Source organism: Ornithinibacillus liuyingii (assembly GCF_055550225.1).
On record NZ_JBPWOS010000004.1, the window covers coordinates 33,125 to 53,864 of the forward strand.

At 37.3% G+C, this 20,740-nt stretch carries 19 protein-coding genes; 12 read left to right on the forward strand and 7 right to left on the reverse strand.

Annotation, left to right across the window (positions count from 1 at the left end; all coding sequences use genetic code 11):
• Positions 1-83 precede the first annotated feature (83 nt).
• Together ACSKT4_RS06340 and ACSKT4_RS06345 are read left to right on the forward strand one after the other, a co-directional pair.
• Positions 84-2,438, forward strand: a complete 2,355-nt coding sequence (locus ACSKT4_RS06340) for an ABC transporter permease (protein ID WP_465823037.1) — start codon at positions 84-86, stop codon at positions 2,436-2,438.
• 60 nt (positions 2,439-2,498) lie between these two features.
• Positions 2,499-3,266, forward strand: coding sequence for an ABC transporter ATP-binding protein (locus ACSKT4_RS06345; protein ID WP_211742202.1), 768 nt, complete (start codon positions 2,499-2,501; stop codon positions 3,264-3,266).
• 372 nt (positions 3,267-3,638) lie between these two features.
• Here the strand turns inward: ACSKT4_RS06345 and ACSKT4_RS06350 are convergent, their stop codons facing one another.
• Together ACSKT4_RS06350 and ACSKT4_RS06355 are read right to left on the reverse strand one after the other, a co-directional pair.
• Complete coding sequence (locus ACSKT4_RS06350; RefSeq protein WP_186869072.1) at positions 3,639-4,625, reverse strand: ketoacyl-ACP synthase III; 987 nt, start codon at positions 4,623-4,625, stop codon at positions 3,639-3,641.
• An 82-nt stretch (positions 4,626-4,707) separates the two neighbouring features.
• Positions 4,708-5,058, reverse strand: a complete 351-nt coding sequence (locus ACSKT4_RS06355; protein ID WP_186869071.1) for a hypothetical protein — start codon at positions 5,056-5,058, stop codon at positions 4,708-4,710.
• Between the two features lie 420 nt (positions 5,059-5,478).
• On the opposite strand from ACSKT4_RS06355, the gene ACSKT4_RS06360 reads away from it, so the two are divergent.
• The 4 genes from ACSKT4_RS06360 to ACSKT4_RS06375 are packed head-to-tail and all read left to right on the forward strand — an operon-like array spanning position 5,479 to position 9,018.
• On the forward strand, positions 5,479-6,135 hold the full coding sequence (locus ACSKT4_RS06360) for a PspA/IM30 family protein (protein WP_465823038.1): 657 nt from the start codon (positions 5,479-5,481) through the stop codon (positions 6,133-6,135).
• A gap of 31 nt (positions 6,136-6,166) precedes the next feature.
• Positions 6,167-7,195: a TFIIB-type zinc ribbon-containing protein gene (locus ACSKT4_RS06365; RefSeq protein ID WP_465823039.1), complete on the forward strand. Its 1,029-nt coding sequence runs from the start codon at positions 6,167-6,169 to the stop codon at positions 7,193-7,195.
• Entirely contained in the window at positions 7,192-7,971 is a 780-nt protein-coding gene (locus tag ACSKT4_RS06370; protein WP_186869068.1) for a TPM domain-containing protein, read from the forward strand. Before ACSKT4_RS06365 ends, ACSKT4_RS06370 begins: the two co-directional genes overlap by 4 nt.
• A gap of 39 nt (positions 7,972-8,010) precedes the next feature.
• Positions 8,011-9,018, forward strand: a complete 1,008-nt coding sequence (locus tag ACSKT4_RS06375) for an SPFH domain-containing protein (protein WP_186869067.1) — start codon at positions 8,011-8,013, stop codon at positions 9,016-9,018.
• Between the two features lie 31 nt (positions 9,019-9,049).
• Here the strand turns inward: ACSKT4_RS06375 and ACSKT4_RS06380 are convergent, their stop codons facing one another.
• Together ACSKT4_RS06380 and ACSKT4_RS06385 are read right to left on the reverse strand one after the other, a co-directional pair.
• Positions 9,050-9,178, reverse strand: a complete 129-nt coding sequence (locus ACSKT4_RS06380; protein ID WP_255488081.1) for a hypothetical protein — start codon at positions 9,176-9,178, stop codon at positions 9,050-9,052.
• 34 nt (positions 9,179-9,212) lie between these two features.
• On the reverse strand, positions 9,213-10,547 hold the full coding sequence (locus ACSKT4_RS06385) for a nucleotide sugar dehydrogenase (RefSeq protein WP_186869066.1): 1,335 nt from the start codon (positions 10,545-10,547) through the stop codon (positions 9,213-9,215).
• Positions 10,548-10,745: 198 nt separating this feature from the next.
• Here ACSKT4_RS06385 and ACSKT4_RS06390 point away from each other — a divergent pair, with 198 nt between their 5' ends.
• The 5 genes from ACSKT4_RS06390 (at position 10,746) to ACSKT4_RS06410 (ending at position 16,631) form a co-directional block, all read left to right on the forward strand.
• Positions 10,746-11,852 carry a DegT/DnrJ/EryC1/StrS family aminotransferase gene (locus ACSKT4_RS06390; RefSeq protein WP_186869065.1) on the forward strand — a complete coding sequence of 369 codons (1,107 nt, stop codon included), beginning with the start codon at positions 10,746-10,748 and terminating at the stop codon, positions 11,850-11,852.
• The gene (locus ACSKT4_RS06395) at positions 11,849-12,928 is read left to right on the forward strand and encodes a Gfo/Idh/MocA family protein (RefSeq protein WP_186869064.1); all 1,080 of its coding nucleotides are present in this window, start codon (positions 11,849-11,851) and stop codon (positions 12,926-12,928) included. Before ACSKT4_RS06390 ends, ACSKT4_RS06395 begins: the two co-directional genes overlap by 4 nt.
• Positions 12,918-13,613 carry an acyltransferase gene (locus ACSKT4_RS06400; protein WP_186869063.1) on the forward strand — a complete coding sequence of 232 codons (696 nt, stop codon included), beginning with the start codon at positions 12,918-12,920 and terminating at the stop codon, positions 13,611-13,613. Before ACSKT4_RS06395 ends, ACSKT4_RS06400 begins: the two co-directional genes overlap by 11 nt.
• A 434-nt stretch (positions 13,614-14,047) precedes the next feature.
• Positions 14,048-15,277, forward strand: coding sequence for an NTTRR-F1 domain (locus tag ACSKT4_RS06405; RefSeq protein WP_465823041.1), 1,230 nt, complete (start codon positions 14,048-14,050; stop codon positions 15,275-15,277).
• 256 nt (positions 15,278-15,533) lie between these two features.
• The gene (locus ACSKT4_RS06410) at positions 15,534-16,631 is read left to right on the forward strand and encodes a glycosyltransferase (protein WP_186869062.1); all 1,098 of its coding nucleotides are present in this window, start codon (positions 15,534-15,536) and stop codon (positions 16,629-16,631) included.
• A gap of 214 nt (positions 16,632-16,845) precedes the next feature.
• Here ACSKT4_RS06410 and ACSKT4_RS06415 read toward each other — a convergent pair whose 3' ends face one another.
• The gene (locus ACSKT4_RS06415) at positions 16,846-17,550 is read right to left on the reverse strand and encodes a BMQ_0737 family morphogenetic spore coat protein (RefSeq protein WP_186869061.1); all 705 of its coding nucleotides are present in this window, start codon (positions 17,548-17,550) and stop codon (positions 16,846-16,848) included.
• A gap of 215 nt (positions 17,551-17,765) precedes the next feature.
• Between ACSKT4_RS06415 and ACSKT4_RS06420 the strand changes: the two genes are divergently transcribed.
• Positions 17,766-19,685, forward strand: a complete 1,920-nt coding sequence (locus ACSKT4_RS06420) for a hypothetical protein (protein WP_186869060.1) — start codon at positions 17,766-17,768, stop codon at positions 19,683-19,685.
• Between the two features lie 129 nt (positions 19,686-19,814).
• Here ACSKT4_RS06420 and ACSKT4_RS06425 read toward each other — a convergent pair whose 3' ends face one another.
• Both ACSKT4_RS06425 and ACSKT4_RS06430 read right to left on the reverse strand, forming a co-directional pair.
• Complete coding sequence (locus ACSKT4_RS06425; RefSeq protein ID WP_186869059.1) at positions 19,815-20,090, reverse strand: hypothetical protein; 276 nt, start codon at positions 20,088-20,090, stop codon at positions 19,815-19,817.
• Positions 20,091-20,103: 13 nt separating this feature from the next.
• A complete protein-coding gene (locus tag ACSKT4_RS06430; protein WP_186869058.1) occupies positions 20,104-20,655 on the reverse strand; it encodes a hypothetical protein in 552 nt (183 codons plus the stop codon).
• Positions 20,656-20,740: the final 85 nt, after the last annotated feature.

The window sequence follows — 20,740 nt, forward strand, 5'->3', positions numbered from 1 at the left end:
TGAGGAGTGCAGTTTGTAGCCGGAACTATCATTTTAATAATCGGTAAATTAGGAAAAGGCTTGTGGCAGGCAGGAGGAAAATGATGTTTTCGAAAATGGTGAGGAACGATTTTCTAAGGAATAAAGTGGTAACGACGGCTGTGTTTGTATTTATTACGATGGCGGTTATTTTGGCTGCAAGTGCCATTAATAATATTGCCAATTTGATTCAGTCGATGGCAGAGCTTCAGGAACGTGCAGTACCAGCAGATATTACACAGATGCATTCTGGGGAATTTGACCAGTCTAAAATCGATCAATTTACTGAAAAACATCGTGAATATATAGCGATGCAGGAAACAATGGTTCTTCTGACCTTTGATGGTAGTCATATTCATTTCGGTGCAGATCAAACAATGGCTGGGACTGTACAGGATATTTCATTTGTTGTCCAGAATGAAAAATTTGATTTTATCTTAGATCTGAATAATGAAAAGCTAGATGTTCAAGAAGGCGAAGTCGCCGTTCCAATCTATTTCATGCAACAATACGACTTACAAATTGGCGACACGATTACTGTTAAAAATGAAAGATACGAAAAGGAGTTTGTTATCTCAGAATATGCCAGAGATTTTGAGATGAACTCATCCTTTACTTCTTCGAAACGATTTGTACTAAATCAGACAGATTATGATGAGATGCTTACCATGCAGGCCGGGGTATTAGAGTATCTTATTGAATTCAAGCTTCAGGATGGGGCAGATTCCCAAGCGGTGCAGACTGCTTATATCGAAGCTGGACTTCCAGCAAACGGGCCAACAGTTGGTGGCGCGGTTTTTCTAATATTTAATGCCCTGTCCGATGCAGCGGTGGCAATGGTTATTATCTTAATCAGTATCTTATTAATTATTATTGCTTCGCTATGTATTAGACTTTCATTCTTGGCAACATTGGATGAGGATGTAAGAGAAATCGGTGTTATGAAAGCTATCGGTATCTCCAAAAAGGATATAAAGAAGGTTTTTCTTAACAAATACAGAATCATGTCCGTCATAGCTGGTGTAATCGGCTATCTCCTTTCCTTTGTAGTAGTTAATCTATTTAACGGTAATATGAAACTTTACCTGTCATCAGATTTATCAGGGAACTTAAAATATGTATTATCGCTTGCTGCTCCTTTATTAATTTATGTAATGATCGTCATGTATTGCAAGAAAGTATTGAAGAGAATCGATAATATCTCTGCAGTGGAAGCTTTGCGATCATCTGTAATGGATTCTGGAAAGAAGCGAAAATACCGTCTTTCGCTAATGAAGAACCATTTTTTTACCACTAATATCTACATGGGAATTCGGGATGTTTGGAAACGATTTAAATTATATAGATTACTATTCTTTATTTTTATCGTATCTACATTTATGGTGATACTCCCTATTAATATTTATAACACCATGAATTCACCAGAATTCTCAACATACATGGGAATAGGAAAATCTGATATGAGAATTGATCTTAGGAAGAGTGATACAATCTCAGAAGATTTTATCAAGCTACAGGAAGAACTCCAGAATGATGCTGATATTGAAAAGTATGCAGCCCACATTACAAGTTCATACCAGGTGAAAAATACGGAGGGGTCCTGGGATTATATTAATATTGAAATCGGTGATTTCTCTGTATTCCCATTAAAATATCTAGAAGGTAGAGCACCGGAAGCGGAAGGGGAAATCGCAATTTCTTATGCTAATGCATCAGAGGACGCATTAAATAGGAAGGTAGGGGATGACCTTATAGTAAAGGCTGGTGGAAAAGAACAGACTCTGACCGTAACAGGGATTTATCAGGATATTACCAATGGTGGAAAAACCGCCAAAGCACATACTAGTCTTGGTATCAATCCAGAGGCAGTACTTTGGTATGTAGTGACTATGGATGTGGCTCCAGGAGTAGATACACAAGAGAAAATGAACTACTATCAAACTAATTATGATAATGCGCAAATAAATGATATCAAGGATTATACACAACAGACTCTAGGGAATATCATTGACCAGATGCGTACCATTGTAATAGGCGGAATTGCTATTGCGTTCATTGTTATTATCTTGATAACGGCATTATTTCTTCGAATGCTATTGTCAAAGGACATGTCTCAGATTGCTATTATGCGAAGTATCGGATTAACTTCTCAAAATATTAGACATCAGTATATGGCAGGGACACTGCTCATCCTTTTATTAGGGATTATAGTTGGCGTTCTAGCTGCCAATTATTTAGGGGAGCTTCTAGTGAGTATGGCTATGTCCTCTATGGGCGCTGCGAGAATTGAATTGGTGAATGTTGTTTGGCAGACCTGGCTACTATGTCCGTTAGCACTAATGTTAGTAGTTGGAATAACGATATATGTTTCTTGTAAAGTAACGGTACAGGATGATTTATCGGTCATTTTAAGGCGTTAGAAGCGGTAAATAACCTTTTAGTGACAGACGTGATGAATACCTGGCAAGGGAGGAATAGGGTTGAACCTAATAATAGAGGCAAGAAGCTTGAACAAGAATGTAGCATTAGGAAGTGACCGAGAATTTCCTATTTTAAAGGATATAAACTTGGCGATTGAAGAAGGCGAGTTCGTATCAGTTATGGGACCGTCCGGAAGCGGGAAATCCACACTGCTTTATAATATTAGTGGTATGGATCGTATGACATCCGGTAGTGTGACATTTAGAGGTAGTGAAATCTCCAGCTTAAAAGAAGAGGAACTGGCACAGATTCGCTTGAATCATATGGGGTTCATTTTTCAAGATATGAATCTATTAAAGAATTTATCATTGATTGATAATGTTATGTTTCCTGCCCTTGTATCTAAAAGTGCGGATAAAGATAAAGTTCATCGAAAAGCAAAGGAACTAATGAAAATGACAGGAATTGAAAAGCTAGCAGATAACGATATTACTCAAGGATCTGGTGGGCAGCTACAGCGTGTTGCTATTTGTAGAGCCTTGATCAATGAACCGGATATTATTTTTGGAGATGAACCAACCGGAGCATTGGACTCCAAAGCAACAGCAGAAATTATGTCCATCCTTACTGAAATTAATAAACAAGGAACAACGATTCTACTAGTTACCCACGATGCTAAAGTAGCAGCGAAAACGGATAGAGTGTTGTTAATGGCAGATGGAAAGCTTGTCGGAGAGAAGAAAATGAGTAAATATAATACCCAATATGACGATAGCAAGAGAAGAGAAGAAAGCATTATGCGATGGTTAATGGAAAAGGGATTCTAAATTAATGATTAAAAATAGCAGGAAAGCTATTTTATCATATAGTTTTGGATTATATTGGCCATTCAGGCGTAACTATTTTTACTATTGATTAGTAGCGACGCTAAAAAATAGAATAATTAGCACAGATGTTGCTCTGGAAATATAACTCGCTTAGCTATGGGAGAATGGTAAACCCCTTCATGAAGAAGTCTCCGTTCTCCTATTGAAGTATACGTATATTTCCAGAGCTGTGCTTGTTTGGTTTCGCATTAAGTTATGCGTTTTTCCTTGTGTTTTATAACGATCCACATACATTATCAGAGTCAACCATTCTCACTCTATGTTCTGATAATGAAAGAGAAATTAGTAAACAAGGTGATATCTAGTAATCTATTAATAACGAAATAGCATCGTAATAAATTCGTGGCCACCACCAATGGTCCAGAATAATGCTAAGTCTCCACGCTTTATCCTACCAGTTTCAATTCCTTCATGGAGGGCAATGAAGGGACTACTTGTCCCGGTATAGCCATACTCATCCCCTACATAAATGATTTTTTCCTCCGGTATATCAAAGCGCTCTTGAATTTTATCAATATTTACTTTAGCAAATTGAGATAAGCAGAACACATCTACATCTTCAATAGTGAGCTGATTTCTCTCTAAGATCGTTTCAAACATGTCATATGTATAAGGAAGAGACATCGTTCCATCAAATGGAAGCCAGCGCATAGATTCTGCTCTTTCTCCAGCTTTAATGGTTTGGGCAAGTCCCTTCTCTGGAAATAAAATATTATTTCGATTGCTAGAGTCTACTTCGAACATAGCATCTATAAAGCCTGTTTCTTCCTCGGTCTTTTCTAAGATAACTGCGCTAGCAGCATCTCCGAAGTTGGCATAAGTCATAGCATCATTTGGATCGGCCACTAAAGAAAGATAATCAGAGCCTACCACAAGGGCTGTGTGAACATGAGGGTTAGACGTCATATATCGTGAAGCCTGTTCTACTGCAATTGTCATTCCAGCACAATTGGCATTCATATCGAAAATAACCGTGCCCTTTTTTGCTTGAATGGCATGATGAAGGAACATAGCATTGGTAGGAACAGTGACTTCAGGTACTTGACTCGAAAAAACAATCATATCGATATCCTTACCCTCTAGCTCAGCCTTTTTTAACACCCGATTGGCAGCCTCAATCGCCATTGTATTCGTGTTTTCCTCTTGGTTATCTATCACATATCGCTTGTTTCTACCCATTATATGTAAGAAATTTGTTATATCTTTTCCTTGTTTTTGAAAGTGTTCAAAGTATACAGTATTGTCAACTTGTTTTTTTGCATGATAAACATCAACTGCTCTAATTCTGATATTAGTCATAATAAACCTCTCGAATAATTTAGTATATACAATGAATGGTAAAAAAGGTAGGGAATCGTAATGGTTCCTTACCTTCATTAAACTAATATTTTTGAACTACCTCGAAATTGTCTAATCCAACTTTTTTTGCCAAGCGATTTAATTGCATGGAAATGATAGCACTCTTGCTAATCCCTACTTCTACTTTTTTAAATCCAGATGATTTATACAGTTCTAAGCAGCTCTCAAGAGTTGGTATCATCTTTTGGGTTACGACATCCAAATCTCTGCAATCAAATTCTAAGACAAATTCACTTGCATTAATGGATGATACCTTCTTTTGATAATCATCAATAAATTGTTGAGCTTTTTCAGGAGAAAAGGTACCGCTTACGGTCATTTCAATCGTCTTCTTTTCTACATTAACCTTCATTGTATAAGTTCCATCAGCCATAGTGAAATTCAGCTCCTCTTTTGAAATATAGGAGTTTTGTTACATTATGCATTATTACGATGCTTTAATAAGATAATTCTTCAATCAAAACTTAAATAATGAACAACTCCCACTATATTATCGACATTTAATCGAATTTTTTAATATATAATTTAACGGTTTTATCCAATTATATTTCATTTTAGAAGCCTACAACGGGATAAATAATAGTGTACTAGTTACCCTAAATGTGAATAAGCATAGGATAATCACTAGATGAGGGATTTAAAGGTAAGAGCGTTTTGTCTTTCTGGGTAGGTTATTCCTAAGAAGGTAGCGAATGAGGAGGAAGGGACAATCATGTTTTTAGTTTCCTGAAACTTTTTACACTATCTAACCGTATTTATAGTACTATAGAAAGTAGGAGAGTGGTGAGCGGAAATGAGTACTTTCAAACGAATTCGAGCTATTTTAGCAAGCAATATAGAGGAGAAATTTAGAAAAGAAGAAGACCCGGAAGTAGAAGTAAATCGGTTTATTCGCGAAATAGAACAGGAATTAAGAGAATTAAATGTGGAAAGTGATGCAGCAATAACAGCGATGAATCGGACACGTAGACAGCTTGAGGAATGCAGGTCAGAAATGAAAAAGATGGAGCGTTATGCGATTAAATCCCTTGAAGTAGATGATGAGGATAAAGCACGTAGATTTTTAATGGAAAAAGCCAATCTGAAGGTGAAGCTACAGGATTTGGAAAAACAGTATGAACTTGCCTCACTGAAGGCTGAACAAATGAAGCTTGCCCAAGAGAAGTTAAAGTATGATGTAATGGAGCTCAAAAATAAACGGGATACTTTAGTAGGGCGACTACAAGTTGCGGAAAGTAAGAAGAAAGCAATGGAGAATGGTCCGTCTCAATCAAACGTTCGTTTAACAAAATTTGATCAGCTAGAGGAAAAAGCTAATCGGGCGTTGGCAGAAGCGGAGGCCTTAGAAGAATTACGGTATGGGGTCGATTCTGACATAGAGGCTATTTCCTCTCCATATGATGAAAGTATTGATATAGAAATGGCAGAATTAAAAGGGAAACTAAAATAGCATATATAATAATGGGATATGAGGTGATCACATGATAATTCATTATAAATGTCCTAACTGTGGCGATGATATGGCATTTGATTCAGTATCTGGTAACCTATCATGCGCAAGTTGCGGGCGGAATGACTCGATTGAGGAATTCTCGGATGACTATATTATCAATACATTTTCAGAAGATGAAGCGAAGGAATACGAATGTAATAACTGCGGTGCAGCGGTGATCACAGATGCAGATACGTCAGCTACCTCTTGTAGTTTCTGCGGTGCAGGAGTCGTACTAGCTGACCGAGTATCTGGAAGCCTTGCTCCAGACCTGGTCTTACCATTTCAAATTAGTAAGGAACAAGCAATGGATGCCTTTAAGAAATGGTGTAAAAATGGTCGCCTTACTCCGGATGGTTTTATGACGGCTGACCGCATTAAGAACATAACCGGAATGTATGTGCCTTTTTGGCTTTATGATTTACATAGTGTTGCAGAAGTACGAGCAAAGGCTACCAAAGTAAGGAGCTATACGCGAGGAGACTATGTTTATACAGAAACGAAATATTATGATGTAGAGCGAAAGATTGATTTAACCTTTCAGAAGGTTCCTGTAGACGCATCAAAGAAGATGAACGATGAATTAATGGATAAACTAGAACCTTATGATTTTGGGAAGTTAAAAGACTTTAAGACAGCTTATCTGGCAGGCTATCTAGCAGAAAAATATAATTATGACAATAAAGATCTACTGCCTAGGGTAAAGTCTAAGGTGACCAGTTACATTAATAAATACGTAAGTTCGACGATTAATGGATACTCCTCCGTTAAATACGTAGATCAAAACATTAATACTAGAGAAAGAAAAGCCTATTATGTTTTACTACCGGTTTGGATGGTGTATTACGACTTTGATAAGCAGGAGCATACATTTGCAATGAATGGTGTTACCGGAAAGGTAGTTGGAAAGCCACCCCTTAGCAAGAAGAAGATTGCTGCTTGGTGGGGGAGTATTGCTGCTATTTCATTTATTGGAATGAAAATCCTCTCCTTTGCAATTGGGGGTGAACTTTTATGAGGGATATAAAAAAGGTAATATTCCCTGGTATTCTATTTCTCCTCTTTCTATATAGTTCATCTTTCACAGTTTTCGCCGATGATTCAACACAACGAATTTATGATTATGCTAACCTATTATCGGATGAAGAAGTTGAAGTGCTAGAACGGTTAGCTGATGAACATAGTGAAAAAAGGAAGACCGATTTTATTATCGTTATTACAGAAGATACCGATGGAAAAACAGTAGAGCAGTATATGGCAGACTTTTATGATGAAATGGCTTTTGGATATGATAAGCCCCATGGAAGTACAGTCATACTGGCAATAGATAAAGATAATCGGAATTTCTATATTGCAAGCTTTGAAGGTGCACAAAAACATTTAAATAGTCAACGAGTAGATTTACTATTTAACGAACTTGTTCCTCCATTATCGGCTGATAAATATTTCGATGCATTTAAGACATTTGTGGAAACTGGGTCACGATACATGCGTTATATGCCAGGTGTTAATCCGGAAAGTATTATGTTTGATACGTGGTTTCACGTTATAATAGCGCTACTAATAGGTGGGATAATTGTTGGAACAATGGCATATAACTCTGGTGGAAAAGTAACAGTAAATGAACGAACTTATACCGGGGACTTTAAAGTTTTAAAACGTAAAGATATTTTCCTATCCAAGAATGTAACCAAACGTAAAAAACCTTCTAATAACAACCGCGGAGGAAGCGGAGGTGGCGGTGGGGTTACCCGAGGAGGGAGCTCATATACTGGTAAAGGTGGTAGCTTTTAATATTAATTAGATTATTAATGAATGAGAGGAAGTTTATAGATGGCTTTTTTTAGAAATCAATTTTCAGATGTAATCGAATGGGAAGAATTTCGAGATGATATGATATTTTGGAAATGGAATAATAAGGAGATAAAAAAGGGAAGTAGATTAATACTTCGTCCTGGTCAGGATGCTATTTTTCTATCAAATGGTAAAATAGAAGGAATCTTTAAGGAAGAGGGAGACTATAATATCGAATCAGAGATTATCCCCTTCTTATCAACTCTAAAAGGCTTCAAGTTCGGATTTAACAGTGGTCTCCGGGTCGAAGTGATTTTTGTTAATACGAAAATTTTTAATGTGAAATGGGGTACTAGAAGTGCAATTAATATCCCAGCACCCCAGTTGAACCTTCCAGGAGGTTTACCAATTAGAGCGAACGGAACTTTCGAGTTCAAAGTAAATGATTATATTACGTTAATCGATAATATAGCTGGGGTAAAAAGTCGCTATCTAGTCGATGATGTAAAAATCCGTATCACTTCTATTTTAGATCAATTGCTAATGAAGTGGATTACTCGAGAGGGTAAGGATTTATTTAACTTACAAGCTAATGGATTAGAAATATCAAGAGGTATTCGTGAAGATTTAGATATGGAAATCCATGATATGGGTATGACACTAACTGGCTTTAGCGTGAGTAGCTTTAACTATCCAAAAGAAGTGCAGGAAATGGTGAATAAGAGTGCGAAACATAGTATGGTCGGTGATGTATCAAAATACCAGCAAATCGAAGTAACGGATGCAATGTCTTCCGGGAAAATGCAAGGTTCAGGAACTGCTGGTGATATGGCTGGTATGATGATGGGTATGACAATGGCAAATGAAATGATGAAAAATATAAACCCATCCACTAATCAGGAACAGCAACAAAACCAACAGCAAGGACAGCCTGCTCAGCAATCTACTAATCAATCCTCCGGAACAGGGCCTAATTTCTGTCCTAACTGTGGGAATAAAGCAAGTGGAGCAAATTTCTGCTCGAATTGTGGGTATAAACTAGTCTAATTAGTAAGTAAAATAAATCCCCGAAGGTCGGTTAAGATGTCTTTGGGGATTTATTATTTATTACCGTTTTTTTCTTTCCACAGCCACAACCACCAGCAACTCGTTTTGCAACTAGTTTTTTTCGATCCGTATTTACTTTAACTAATGGTTTTGCTTTCAAGATGAACAGCTCCTTTTGGTAGGAATTTTACAATCTACAGACTAATAATCTCAATGCTTTCTCCAAACACCCTATTGGTACATAATCCCTTCACATCAACAATCAATCCCGTATTATCTTTAAATAAATTATAAAAATCATCGTCATGCATCTCGCGAAATTGTTTGTGAGAAACTGCTAGAATTATAATATCAAAGTTAATCAGATCTTCCTTTTCTACTATTGGCAAATTGAAATCCTCTGGCAGATCCTGTTGATTAATAATAGGATCATAGGCTACAACATGTAACCCATCGTTCTGTAATTTATGACCTATTTCGATAGATTTCGAGTTCCGTAAATCTGGAACATCCTCTTTAAAGGTAAGCCCTAATAATCCCACCTTCAGCCCGTTGTGATTATACCCCTTCTCCTCAATATATCGATTAACAATGGAGACTACTTCAGTAGACATTCGATCATTTACTGACCTTGCTATTGTCATTAGTTCAGGTGTATACCCTTCTTGCTTTGCTTTATAGATGAAATAATATGGGTCCACTCCAATACAATGCCCCCCAACTAAACCGGGATTAAAGGGAATGAAGTTCCATTTAGTCCTTGCTGCTTCTAGTACTTCATGTGTTTGTAAACCTAGGTGCCTAAAAATAATAGATAGTTCATTCATAAAAGCAATGTTAATATCCCGTTGGGTGTTTTCAACTAGTTTAGCTGCCTCTGCTACTGGTATAGAGCTAGCTTTAAATACCTTAGCATCTATGACACTTTGGTAAAGAGCATATATTTTATCTAGTGTTTGTTTGTCCTGTGCAGCAACAATTTTTTCTGTGGTTGAAAAGGTATGAGATGTATCACCAGGGTTTATCCGTTCTGGCGAATAGCCAACAAAGAAATCTTGACCACAGTGAAGAGTTGAGCATTTCTCTAGTAATGGAATACAAACTTCTTCTGTTGCACCAGGGAAAACGGTTGATTCATAAATAATGACAGTATTCCTTCGCATATTTTCCCCTACTGTTTTCGAGGCATTAATAAGATGTGATAAGTCAGGTTCTTGCTTTTCATTTAGAGGCGTAGGAACACAGATAATGATGACATCACATACATGTAGACGGGTAGCATCTAGTGTGAACTCTATAGAAGCGTCTTTTAAGGATTGGCTTGTCACTTGATTAGTAGTGTCCACATGCTGTTTCAAGGAATGTATCCTTTCCGGTTTTACATCGTATCCAATTACCTGGTATTTCTTTGAAAATCCAAGTGTAACAGGAAGCCCAACATACCCTAAACCTACAACGGCTATGGTTGGATTATAATTATAAGTTGCCCTTATATCTCTAGTCTTTGATACTAAATTTTTTGGTTTCATAGTGTAACGATCCTCTCTAATATAGAGCTAATACTTTATATGAAATCATTTCAGAGACTGTTCCAAGATATAAGATAAAAAGGCTTAAATACTAGGGCACTAGTTGAATTGTTATATTCCCTCTAATACGCCGTTCCCCAAAACCCTTCGCTTCAATACAAATATAAACATATAAATCTAGTAATAAGGAGTGAAGAGATGATCCCACTAATTGATTTAAAAAAACAATTCGCCTCGATTCATCAGGAAATGAAGGATGCGATTATTCAAGTTTTGGAAAGTGGCAATTATATATTAGGACCAAAGGTTAGTGAATTGGAAAAAGAAATTGCCAAACGATTAGGGGTAAAGCATGCTATAGCAGTAGGAAATGGTACTGATGCATTAGTTCTAACTTTAGAGGCTTTTGGTATCGGGCAAGGTGATGAGGTAATTACAACCCCGTTTACTTTTTTTGCAACATCTGAGGCAATTACTCGAGTTGGCGCAACTCCGGTATTTGTTGATATAGATCCAAAAACTTTTCTTTTAGATGCTAATAAACTACAAGAGAAAATAACTTCCAAAACAAAGGCCATCATCCCGGTCCATTTATTTGGGTTACCAGCTGATATGGATGAGATACAGTCTATCGCAAATAAACACAATTTAGTAGTGATTGAAGATGCAGCACAAGCCTTTGGAGCAGTATATAAGGAGAAAGCTGTCGGGAGTATTGGAGATGCTGGGTGTTTTTCATTCTTTCCTACAAAGAATTTAGGAACAGTAGGGGATGGTGGCATGATTACGACATCTAATGATACTGTGGCGCAAACGATTAGGAGATTACGAGTCCATGGCAGTAAAAAAAAGTACTATCATACAGAACCAGGTTATAATAGTAGGCTTGATGAAATACATGCTGCTATATTATTAGTTTGCTTAAGGGAGATTGATCACTGGAACGAGCGGCGAAATGCAATTGCTGATTACTACTCCTTAAGGTTGAAAGAAACAAATGGAATAGAATTACCAATGCGCATGTCGGACCGATCCCATGTCTATCACTTGTATTGTATAAAATCATCCAATAGAGAGGAATTCATTACATTGCTCAAGAATGCCTCAATCCAGACAGGAATATATTATCCTTTATGTTTACACCTACAAGATGCAAATAAAACCTTAGGTTACAGACATGGGGATTTCCCAATAGCAGAGAGTGTGTCGAAGGAAGTATTTGCTATACCAATGCATCCATTTCTTTCAAAGGAAGATCAAAATAAGATAATTAAAATAATTAAACGAGCAAGTGATCAACTATGAAATATACTGTGGGACTTATAGGCTGTGGGTATATTGCTAATCGGCATATTGATACTATTAGCAAGATAAAAGCGCTGGATTTAGTGGCAGTCAGTGATATTGATGAAAGTAAAATGGATAGCATAATGCAAGAATACAGACAGTTAACAGAGCAAAGGAAAGAGATTTTAGCATATAAGAAATATGAAGATTTACTAGAAGATGAGCGGATTGACATAGTAATTATTGCGACAGTATCTAGTTTGCATGCAGATATGGCGATTCAGGCACTGTTGCATCATAAGCATGTGGTCTTAGAGAAACCATTAGCGCTTTCCATTGACGATGCAAATACTATAGCAGAAGTATCGTCGATAGTAGGTAAGCGTGTCTTAGTTTGTCATCAATTACGCTATCGCCCAGTAATGAGTAGGATAAAGGAATTAATTGAGCAAGGTGCGTTAGGCGAACTGTACTTTGGCGTTGCATCCATGCGTATTAATCGTTCTAGCCAGTATTATAATTCTGCCTGGAAAGGTACTTGGGAAAAAGATGGTGGAATGTTATTAAATCAAGGAGTTCACTTAATTGATTTATTGATTTGGTTCATGGGAGATGTACAAATGGTTACAGGGGAAATTGACCGTAAACTCGATGTGAAAAGCACAGAAGATATTGCACTAGGTATTCTTACGTTTGAAAATGGGGCTAAGGGTATAATAGAGGCTAATACCATCACGCTACCCAACAATCTTGGTTACTACTTAACCGTATTTGGAGAAAAAGGAACCATTTCAATTGGTGGTCCTTCTTTTAATATATTGGAGCGATGTTATCTCCCCAACCCATTTGATACGGAAGAACTCAAAACGTTATTAAAGGATAATAATGAACATGTGTATATGTATCAACATTTTATTGACGCATTAGAGAAGGAAGACGAGGTTTTACTAGGAAATGAAAAAGAAGCTATGCGTTCACTTATGACGATATTTGCGTTATATGAATCTGCAAGAGAAGATAAAAAAGTATCCCTTCCTATTAGATCTTTTGCTACGAAAGAAATGAATGTAAGGAGAGAGGTAAATGATCCATAATAAGGCCGTTATAGGAGGAAATGTTAAGCTGGGGGAACATGTCATAATCGAGGAAAATGTAAGAATTGGAGATAATGTGGTTATTGGGAATCATGTTGTTATTAAAAGTGGAACTAGAATTGGAGATAACGTTACTGTAGAGGATCTATCTGTTCTAGGAAAATTACCTGCCTCGAATAACAAAATGGCGAGGAAACCGAACCTATCAGCTCCTTTATTGGAAATACATGACCAAGTTACAATTGGTTGTAATACAGTCCTATATAGTGGATCAGTAATCTGCCAAGGTGTATTTATTGGTGATTTAGCAAGTATACGAGAAAACGTTAAAATAGGAGAAGAAAGTATTGTTGGTAGAAATGTTATGGTGGAGACGAATACGGAGATTGGTAAACGAGTTACGGTACAAACTGGGACATATATTACTGCAGATATGGTAATTGAAGATGAAGTATTTATTGGCCCGTGTTGTAGCACGTCAAATGATAAATATATGGGTAGACGAAATTATCCACATAAAGGACCAATTATAAAAAAGGGAGCTAGAATTGGTAATAATGCTACACTTCTCCCTGGAATAGTAATTGGCATAGGGGGAGTTGTTGGAGCGGGAGCTGTAGTAACTAAAGATGTATTGGACTATAAAGTGGTTGTGGGTAATCCGGCCAGAGCATTAGATGAGTAAAACAATAATAGAAAAGAACCTCCATTCTATGGGAATTAGAATAGAGGTTCTCTTTTAATACTAAAAATTAGCTATTGATCAACCCTATATAGCTAATTTTTTTAATTTAAATCCTCTCTATCCAATATTAGAGAATCCCTTACTTATTATTTTCCATAAATTATAGAGTTTAATATAGCAATGTAGAATTCCATATCCTTTCAATTTACTAGATTATGGAAATTATGATATGTATTGTCCATTTAGTAGATAGAGCGAAATAAGGTTAATTGTTGCAGACTAATTGTTCTGCCCCTGTAAGAAAGCACATTTCATATTGGAATAGGTTAACCGCCTGAACAAGCATATCGATATTACATACTATAATTTTGAAGTTTCAATACTATAAAAATTAGTAATGGAACTTAAATTAAATAGTAAAGGAGGAAGTTAGGTTGGCAATAAATAACTTAATAGTCAATGGCAGCTTTGAAACTGGTGATCTTTCCAGTTGGGAGTCACTAAATGTTAATGTTACAAATGAACATGCTCACGTAGGAGTATATTCTGCTAGATTCGCTGGTGGTTCTGCAAATGCTTTCTTATCACAAGTAGTACCGGCTGAAGCTGGTGGAAGTTATGAACTTCTAGTTTCATTAGCTAAAGACAATGAACAACCAAGTCCTATTATCAACTTAGAGGTTGCATTTTTGGATAGCTCTAATAATGTTCTCGGCATTGGATTAGAAACTATTATTGGATATGATAATATTCCACTTGTTATAAATAATACTTGGTTAGGAGCATACCAGACGACAAGTGTTGCACCAGCTGGTACTACTCAAGCCAGGGTAACTATTTCAAAGCCTATTAGTGCACTACGAGCCCCTGCTATCTATGTTGATGATGTTGCACTCTTAGAGGCTGATGGTTCAAACGGATTACCAGGTCCAACAGGCCCAACCGGCCCAACGGGAGCAACCGGGGCAACGGGAGCAACCGGCCCAGCCGGAGCAACGGGAGCAACCGGGGCAACGGGAGCAACAGGAGCAACCGGGGCAACGGGAGCAACAGGTCCAGCCGGAGCAACAGGAGCAACCGGGGCAACGGGAGCAACCGGGGCAACGGGAGCAACAGGTCCAGCCGGAGCAACGGGAGCAACAGGTCCAGCCGGAGCAACGGGAGCAACGGGAGCAACAGGAGCAACCGGGGCAACGGGAGCAACAGGTCCAGCCGGAGCAACCGGGGCAACGGGAGCAACAGGTCCAGCCGGAGCAACGGGAGCAACAGGAGCAACCGGGGCAACGGGAGCAGCCGGGGCAACGGGAGCAACAGGAGCAACCGGGGCAACAGGTCCAGCCGGAGCAACAGGTCCAGCCGGAGCAACAGGAGCAACCGGGGCAACGGGAGCAACAGGTCCAGCCGGAGCAACCGGGGCAACAGGTCCAGCCGGAGCAACCGGGGCAACGGGAGCAACAGGAGCAACCGGGGCAACGGGAGCAGCCGGGGCAACGGGAGCAACCGGTCCAGCCGGAGCAACAGGTCCAGCCGGAGCAACCGGGGCAACGGGAGCAACCGGTCCAGCCGGAGCAACAGGAGCAACAGGAGCAACGGGAGCAACCGGCCCAACCGGCCCAACAGGTCCAACGGGTCCAACCGGAGCAACCGGTCCGGCAGGAGCTTAAATATCTAAAATAATATAAAAACTTACCAACCAAGACATTTTAAGAAATAGTTAAAGACCTAAACTTTATTAGTTTAGGTCTTTTTTATATGAAAAAACTAGCTGTTCATGAATTAGTTACTTGTATCTAATGTCTTACTAATGATATACAAATACCCTTTTTTTAGGGAGTAGGTCTTGATACAATCTATTTTCATTTTTTTAAATACATTACTAATAGGAATAAAAACCTTTTAGTAGGAGGAGAGCTTTTTAAAATGATTACGATAAGTTTATGTATGATTGTTAAAAATGAAGAAGAAGTACTGGCAAGGTGCCTTGATACAGTAAAGGATATTGTTGATGAGATTAATATTGTGGATACTGGGTCTTCTGATAAGACGGTCGAAATAGCTAAAAAATATACAGATAGAGTCTTTTATTTTGAATGGATAGATGATTTCGCTGCTGCACGAAATGAATCGTTTAAATATGCAACAAAGGATTACATCCTGTATTTGGATGCAGATGATGTGTTACTTGAAGAGGATCAAGAAAAGTTGAAAAATCTTAAGAAGACTCTTGATCCATCGGTTGATTCAGTGTCAATGTATTACAATGCGGGTATGGATAGCTATGGTAACGTAACATTAACGTATCGAAGAAATAGATTAGTCAAAAGAAGCAGAAATTTTCAATGGAAAGGCGATTGCCATCAATATCTTGAAGTATACGGAAAAGTCATCAACTCAGATGTAGCCGTGACCCATAAAAAGATTAGTCATTCCGTAGGGAGAAACTTATCCATTTATGAAAAGAAATTAGAAAGAGGAGATACCTTTACGCCAAGAGACTATTTTTATTATGGAAATGAACTTCGAGAAAATGGATATTATGAAAAAGCAATTGAAAACTATAACCATAATATTGAGATGAAAGAAGGCTGGATAGAAGATAAAGTATATGCATGTATCAATAAAGCAGACTGTTACCGTTTTTTGGGAAAGTTAGACGAGGAGATCGCTTCTCTGTATGAATCTTTTCGGTTTTCTAAAACACCTCGACCTGAATCATGTAGTCGAATAGGCTATTATTATCAACGAAACAAGGAGTATCAGTCAGCTATCTATTGGTATACTTTAGCTACAGAGCTTGAAGATGACTTTAATAAGTGGAGTTTTACTTATCCAGCATATTCAACATGGTATCCTCACCTACAAATGTGTGTGTGCTATTATAATCTTCAGGATTTTAAGCGATCTTACTATCATAATGAGAAGGCAAGGGAATATAGGCCAGATGATGAGCGAATTCTCTTTAATAAGGAATTACTTGAATCGAAGGTGAGCAGGGAAGTTCTAGAGAAGGAAGGATAGTTATCTTTGATAAGTAGAGGATATAGAATGAATCTCTAATTCCTATAAAAAAGCTACTAACCATCAAGGGCCAGTAGCTTTATTTTTATAAGCGATACGTTTAATAAATATTTATTCGTTTAAGCTTTTAAATAAAAAGTAATCGTTAATATTTGTTGTAAAAAAAAGACGTTATAGATTCAAATCTCATGGAATCTATAACGCTAAATAAAAATTACTCGCTTTGGTTCGTGGTGTTTTTATTTTTAGCCGTTGCCATAATTCCTGGGAAAACAACTGGACATTGAGGAGGAATTGATGGAGTTGGGCATTGCTCCGTTAGAATATCCCTAGGCTGACAGAAGTCTGCCACAAGTTCTATTGTAACATCTGCAACTGATTGAACACTTTGACAAACATTTAAGAATAAATCAACACTTTCTAAAGCTCCAGCAACACAGTTTACATTGACACTACAATCAATATCAGATACTCGAACGACAAGTCGAGTTCCTTCTGGTGCGCAAAGGAATACGGATTCTGGAATGTCTATTTCAATTTCATCTGAAATAAAGACAAATGGCGTAGTACCATTAATACCGGTAAATTCAATGACTACATTAAGTGTTTTTACAAATGATACACGTTGTAATGTAACTAATGCACCATCTATAACAAATTCGCGATTTTCTCGCTCACCTGTTTCGGTAACTGGTATTATAGCGTTTGGTGGAAGTGGATTACCTGTAAGCGGGTCAACAAGATAGCAAGTTGCTGTTAAATTGCTAACTGCTGGACCACATGGATCAAAAGGTAATGCACCTATAGCTGCTGGTAAGATAGATTGATTTAAGTCTTCTTGTAAAACGACCCAATCATAGACTTTTTCTGTGTTTATGCAAAGAAGCTCTTGAGCTCCTTGTAATGGTAGTTCCTGCATCAGTATATCTCTCCTTTTCAATAATTTATTATCAGTAACAAATTATGTGTTTACACTATATTTGGAACTGTACAAAAGACTATTTTCTAGGATTAATATCTAAAATGTATCTTTACCTAATTTACTCACATAGGTTAATGAGACTGGAAATCTGTCACACTGAAGGTTAGGATCTCATAAGATATCTTAAATTATTGTGCTATGAGGTGGATAGAATGTCTAAATCCTATACAAGGGAGGATGTTCAAAGCTTACTTAATCAGCTCAAGAAATATCGAAAAGTAATACGAGAATATCAGGAAAATGATCTAGAATATTGTCAAATAAAGTCCGAAATGAAGAAGGTAAAGAGTAGATTAGCAGAAACGAGAAAAAGACTGATACACATGGAGGGAAAATACAAAGACTGTCTATTCGATTATTATAAAATCAAGGAAGATAAGGAATCATTATTACAAGACCTAAATAAGTTGAAGAAGGAATTAAACCCTACGAAGATGATTGAGAAAACAGAGAAAAACAATCCAATTGCAGAATCTTTACCAGATAAGAAAGAACAGAAAAGGGAGAAAGCCCCTCTACATGCTAACGAAATTTCTACAGATAATAAAAAATCAACGGCGTCAGTTCGAAAATATTCCCCAATCATGAAGGATTTGGATAAAAAAGAACACCAAAAAGAGATGATGCAATTCAACATATCAATACTAAATAGACTGTTTATAGAAAGAGAGGAGTTTAAGGATATAATGTCTATTTACAAGGACAACAATATGGACGAAGGAACTAGTAAAAGTGATAGAGAATCGATTGAAAAGCAGAATGTTGAAAGTACGGTTATTAAAGGTGCCGAGCCAGCTAATGATAATGAGCAAGGTTCGGATCTATGGGCAAAAGGAACCGAGAAAGAGACAGTGGATGTTAGCCATGTAAATACAACGCTTACTAATCTACAAAGTCAAATAATGGAGATTAAAAAAATCCTTGAAGAAAGGAAACCACCTAAAGAGACTAGACCATTTCCATCTACTACTTCACCCACTCCCACACCCATAAGCAATCCACCTAAAAAAGAGATTACCTTTAGGGATTTGAGAGGATTAACCAATATTGAATCAATACCTGGAAAAATACCTGAGAATAAAACTAGCCTCCATAAAAATAGTTCCACAAATTTTAATCAACACACACCATCTAGTAAACAAAAGGCAAAGCCAGTATATGTAAGAAATATCGAAATAAAGGAAAATAAGAAATTGAAAAATAACGACAACAAAGAAGAAGGGCAAGTTGAAAAAGAGAATCCAGTGGTTCAAGTAGAGAAACTACCAGAGCAACAAGAAAAACCAGTGGAAAATGTGGTGGAAATAACATCAACTGCTCCGTCAGAACGAGTGAATGAAGAGGAATATGTACAGCATTCCAAAATAGGGAAAATGACAGAACAACCAAGACAGGAAGAAACAGAATCACAGGATAGAGAACAATTAAATCAAATTGGCAATAAGAAATTATCTACTCCTCAAGTAGACGAGGAAAGTCCGGTATTAGGTAAACCTGATACAGTAATGGAGGAGAGTGAAAAGGAAGAAACAGAATCGAAGAATGGAGACCATTTTGATCAAATTGCCAATCAGGACTTATCTATTCCTCAAGCGGACGAGGAGAGTCCAATATTAGGTAAACCTGATACAGTAATGGAGGAGAATGAGAAGGAAGAAACAGGATCAAAGAATGGAGAACAATTAAATCAAGTTGCCAATCAGGACTTATCTATTCCTCAAGCAGACGAGGAGAGTCCAGTATTAGGTACACCTGATACAGTAATGGAGGAGAGTGAAAAGGAAGAAACAGAATCAAAGAATGGAGAACAATTAAATCAAGCTGCGAATCAGAATTTATCTACTCCTCAAGTAGACGAAGGAAGTCCAGTATTAGGTACACCTGATACAGTAATGGAGGAGAATGAAAAGGAAGAAATAGTGGACGTTGAGCCGGATTATGTTAACCCCAACGAAAAAACAGAGTTAGTACAAAAGGAAGCTGTTGTGGAAAACACACAAGAAGAACCATTACGGGAGGATAAATTTACTCTAAAGTCATTTTGGAAGAAGCTAAAGAAATTCTATGGGTAAGCTATATAACCACATATTAGTTTTTCAAAATGAGATGTTTCCAATTAAGTTTGTTTTGCCCCAGAGTGGCTAGACCGAGTACGTAAAGGCTTATCTAGCCACGGGCATTGTTTATAGGTAATTCTCTCATTATTTCTTCAGTAGTAGTAGTAAATTATCAAACTCTTTACGATTAACTTCAATAGCATTATCTAATTCGTGAATGATAGCACTGAGATCAGCATCGTTTGCATTATTTGTAGGGGGGATCTGATTGGTTATGTTTCCTTTTACTTTGTAATCTACCAGCATCGTAAGTATGATATGGTCTAATTGTTCTTGAATGCTACTCTCGGTGCCGATTTGCTGAAGTTGGTTATGTAGTAGGTTTTGTAAGAGTATCCATAACTCATTATGGTGAGTCAATTCCTTACCTCCTTTAGCCTGTCGTATTAACACTAATGGAATTAAGAGAATTAATTCCTTCTTTTTCGGACTCTGTATAAAGGAATGCTTGAATAGAGCAAACATTAGACCGTGTATTTTTCCAACTAACCTGAAAGTCTGAGAACGCTATTTTCTCAAGTGGCTTTACTTCCTTATTCGGAGTCAACTGAAACCAATACTCATGTTCTTCATTCCGTTCTGGCAGTTGCTGCCAATAACTAAAAGGTTCTGAACTATCTGCTTGTGCTGATTTAGTAAGATACTTACCAGTAAACTTGTAGGTGCTTGTTGTATTGACTTTTAAACATAAATATAATGCAGCGAGTGTATTACCTGTTAGATTGTGAATATGGAAATCACCTAATATAATATTTTCTTCTTTCGGATCACTTGTCATATTGACAGAATACGTAAAAAATCCAAGTATTGAATTAATATTCGGCTTGCTTTTATAATCCTTAACTAGTTCATATAGTTCGGTAGTGAACGCTTGCGTTTGGTTATTTAATTGAGCTATTTTATTTCGTAATGTATCAAAACTCAACATTACCACCTCCATAACATGTAACGTTACTATACATATGCAAAACACTAATAAAATATTAAACAGCAATCAAGGAAATCAAAAA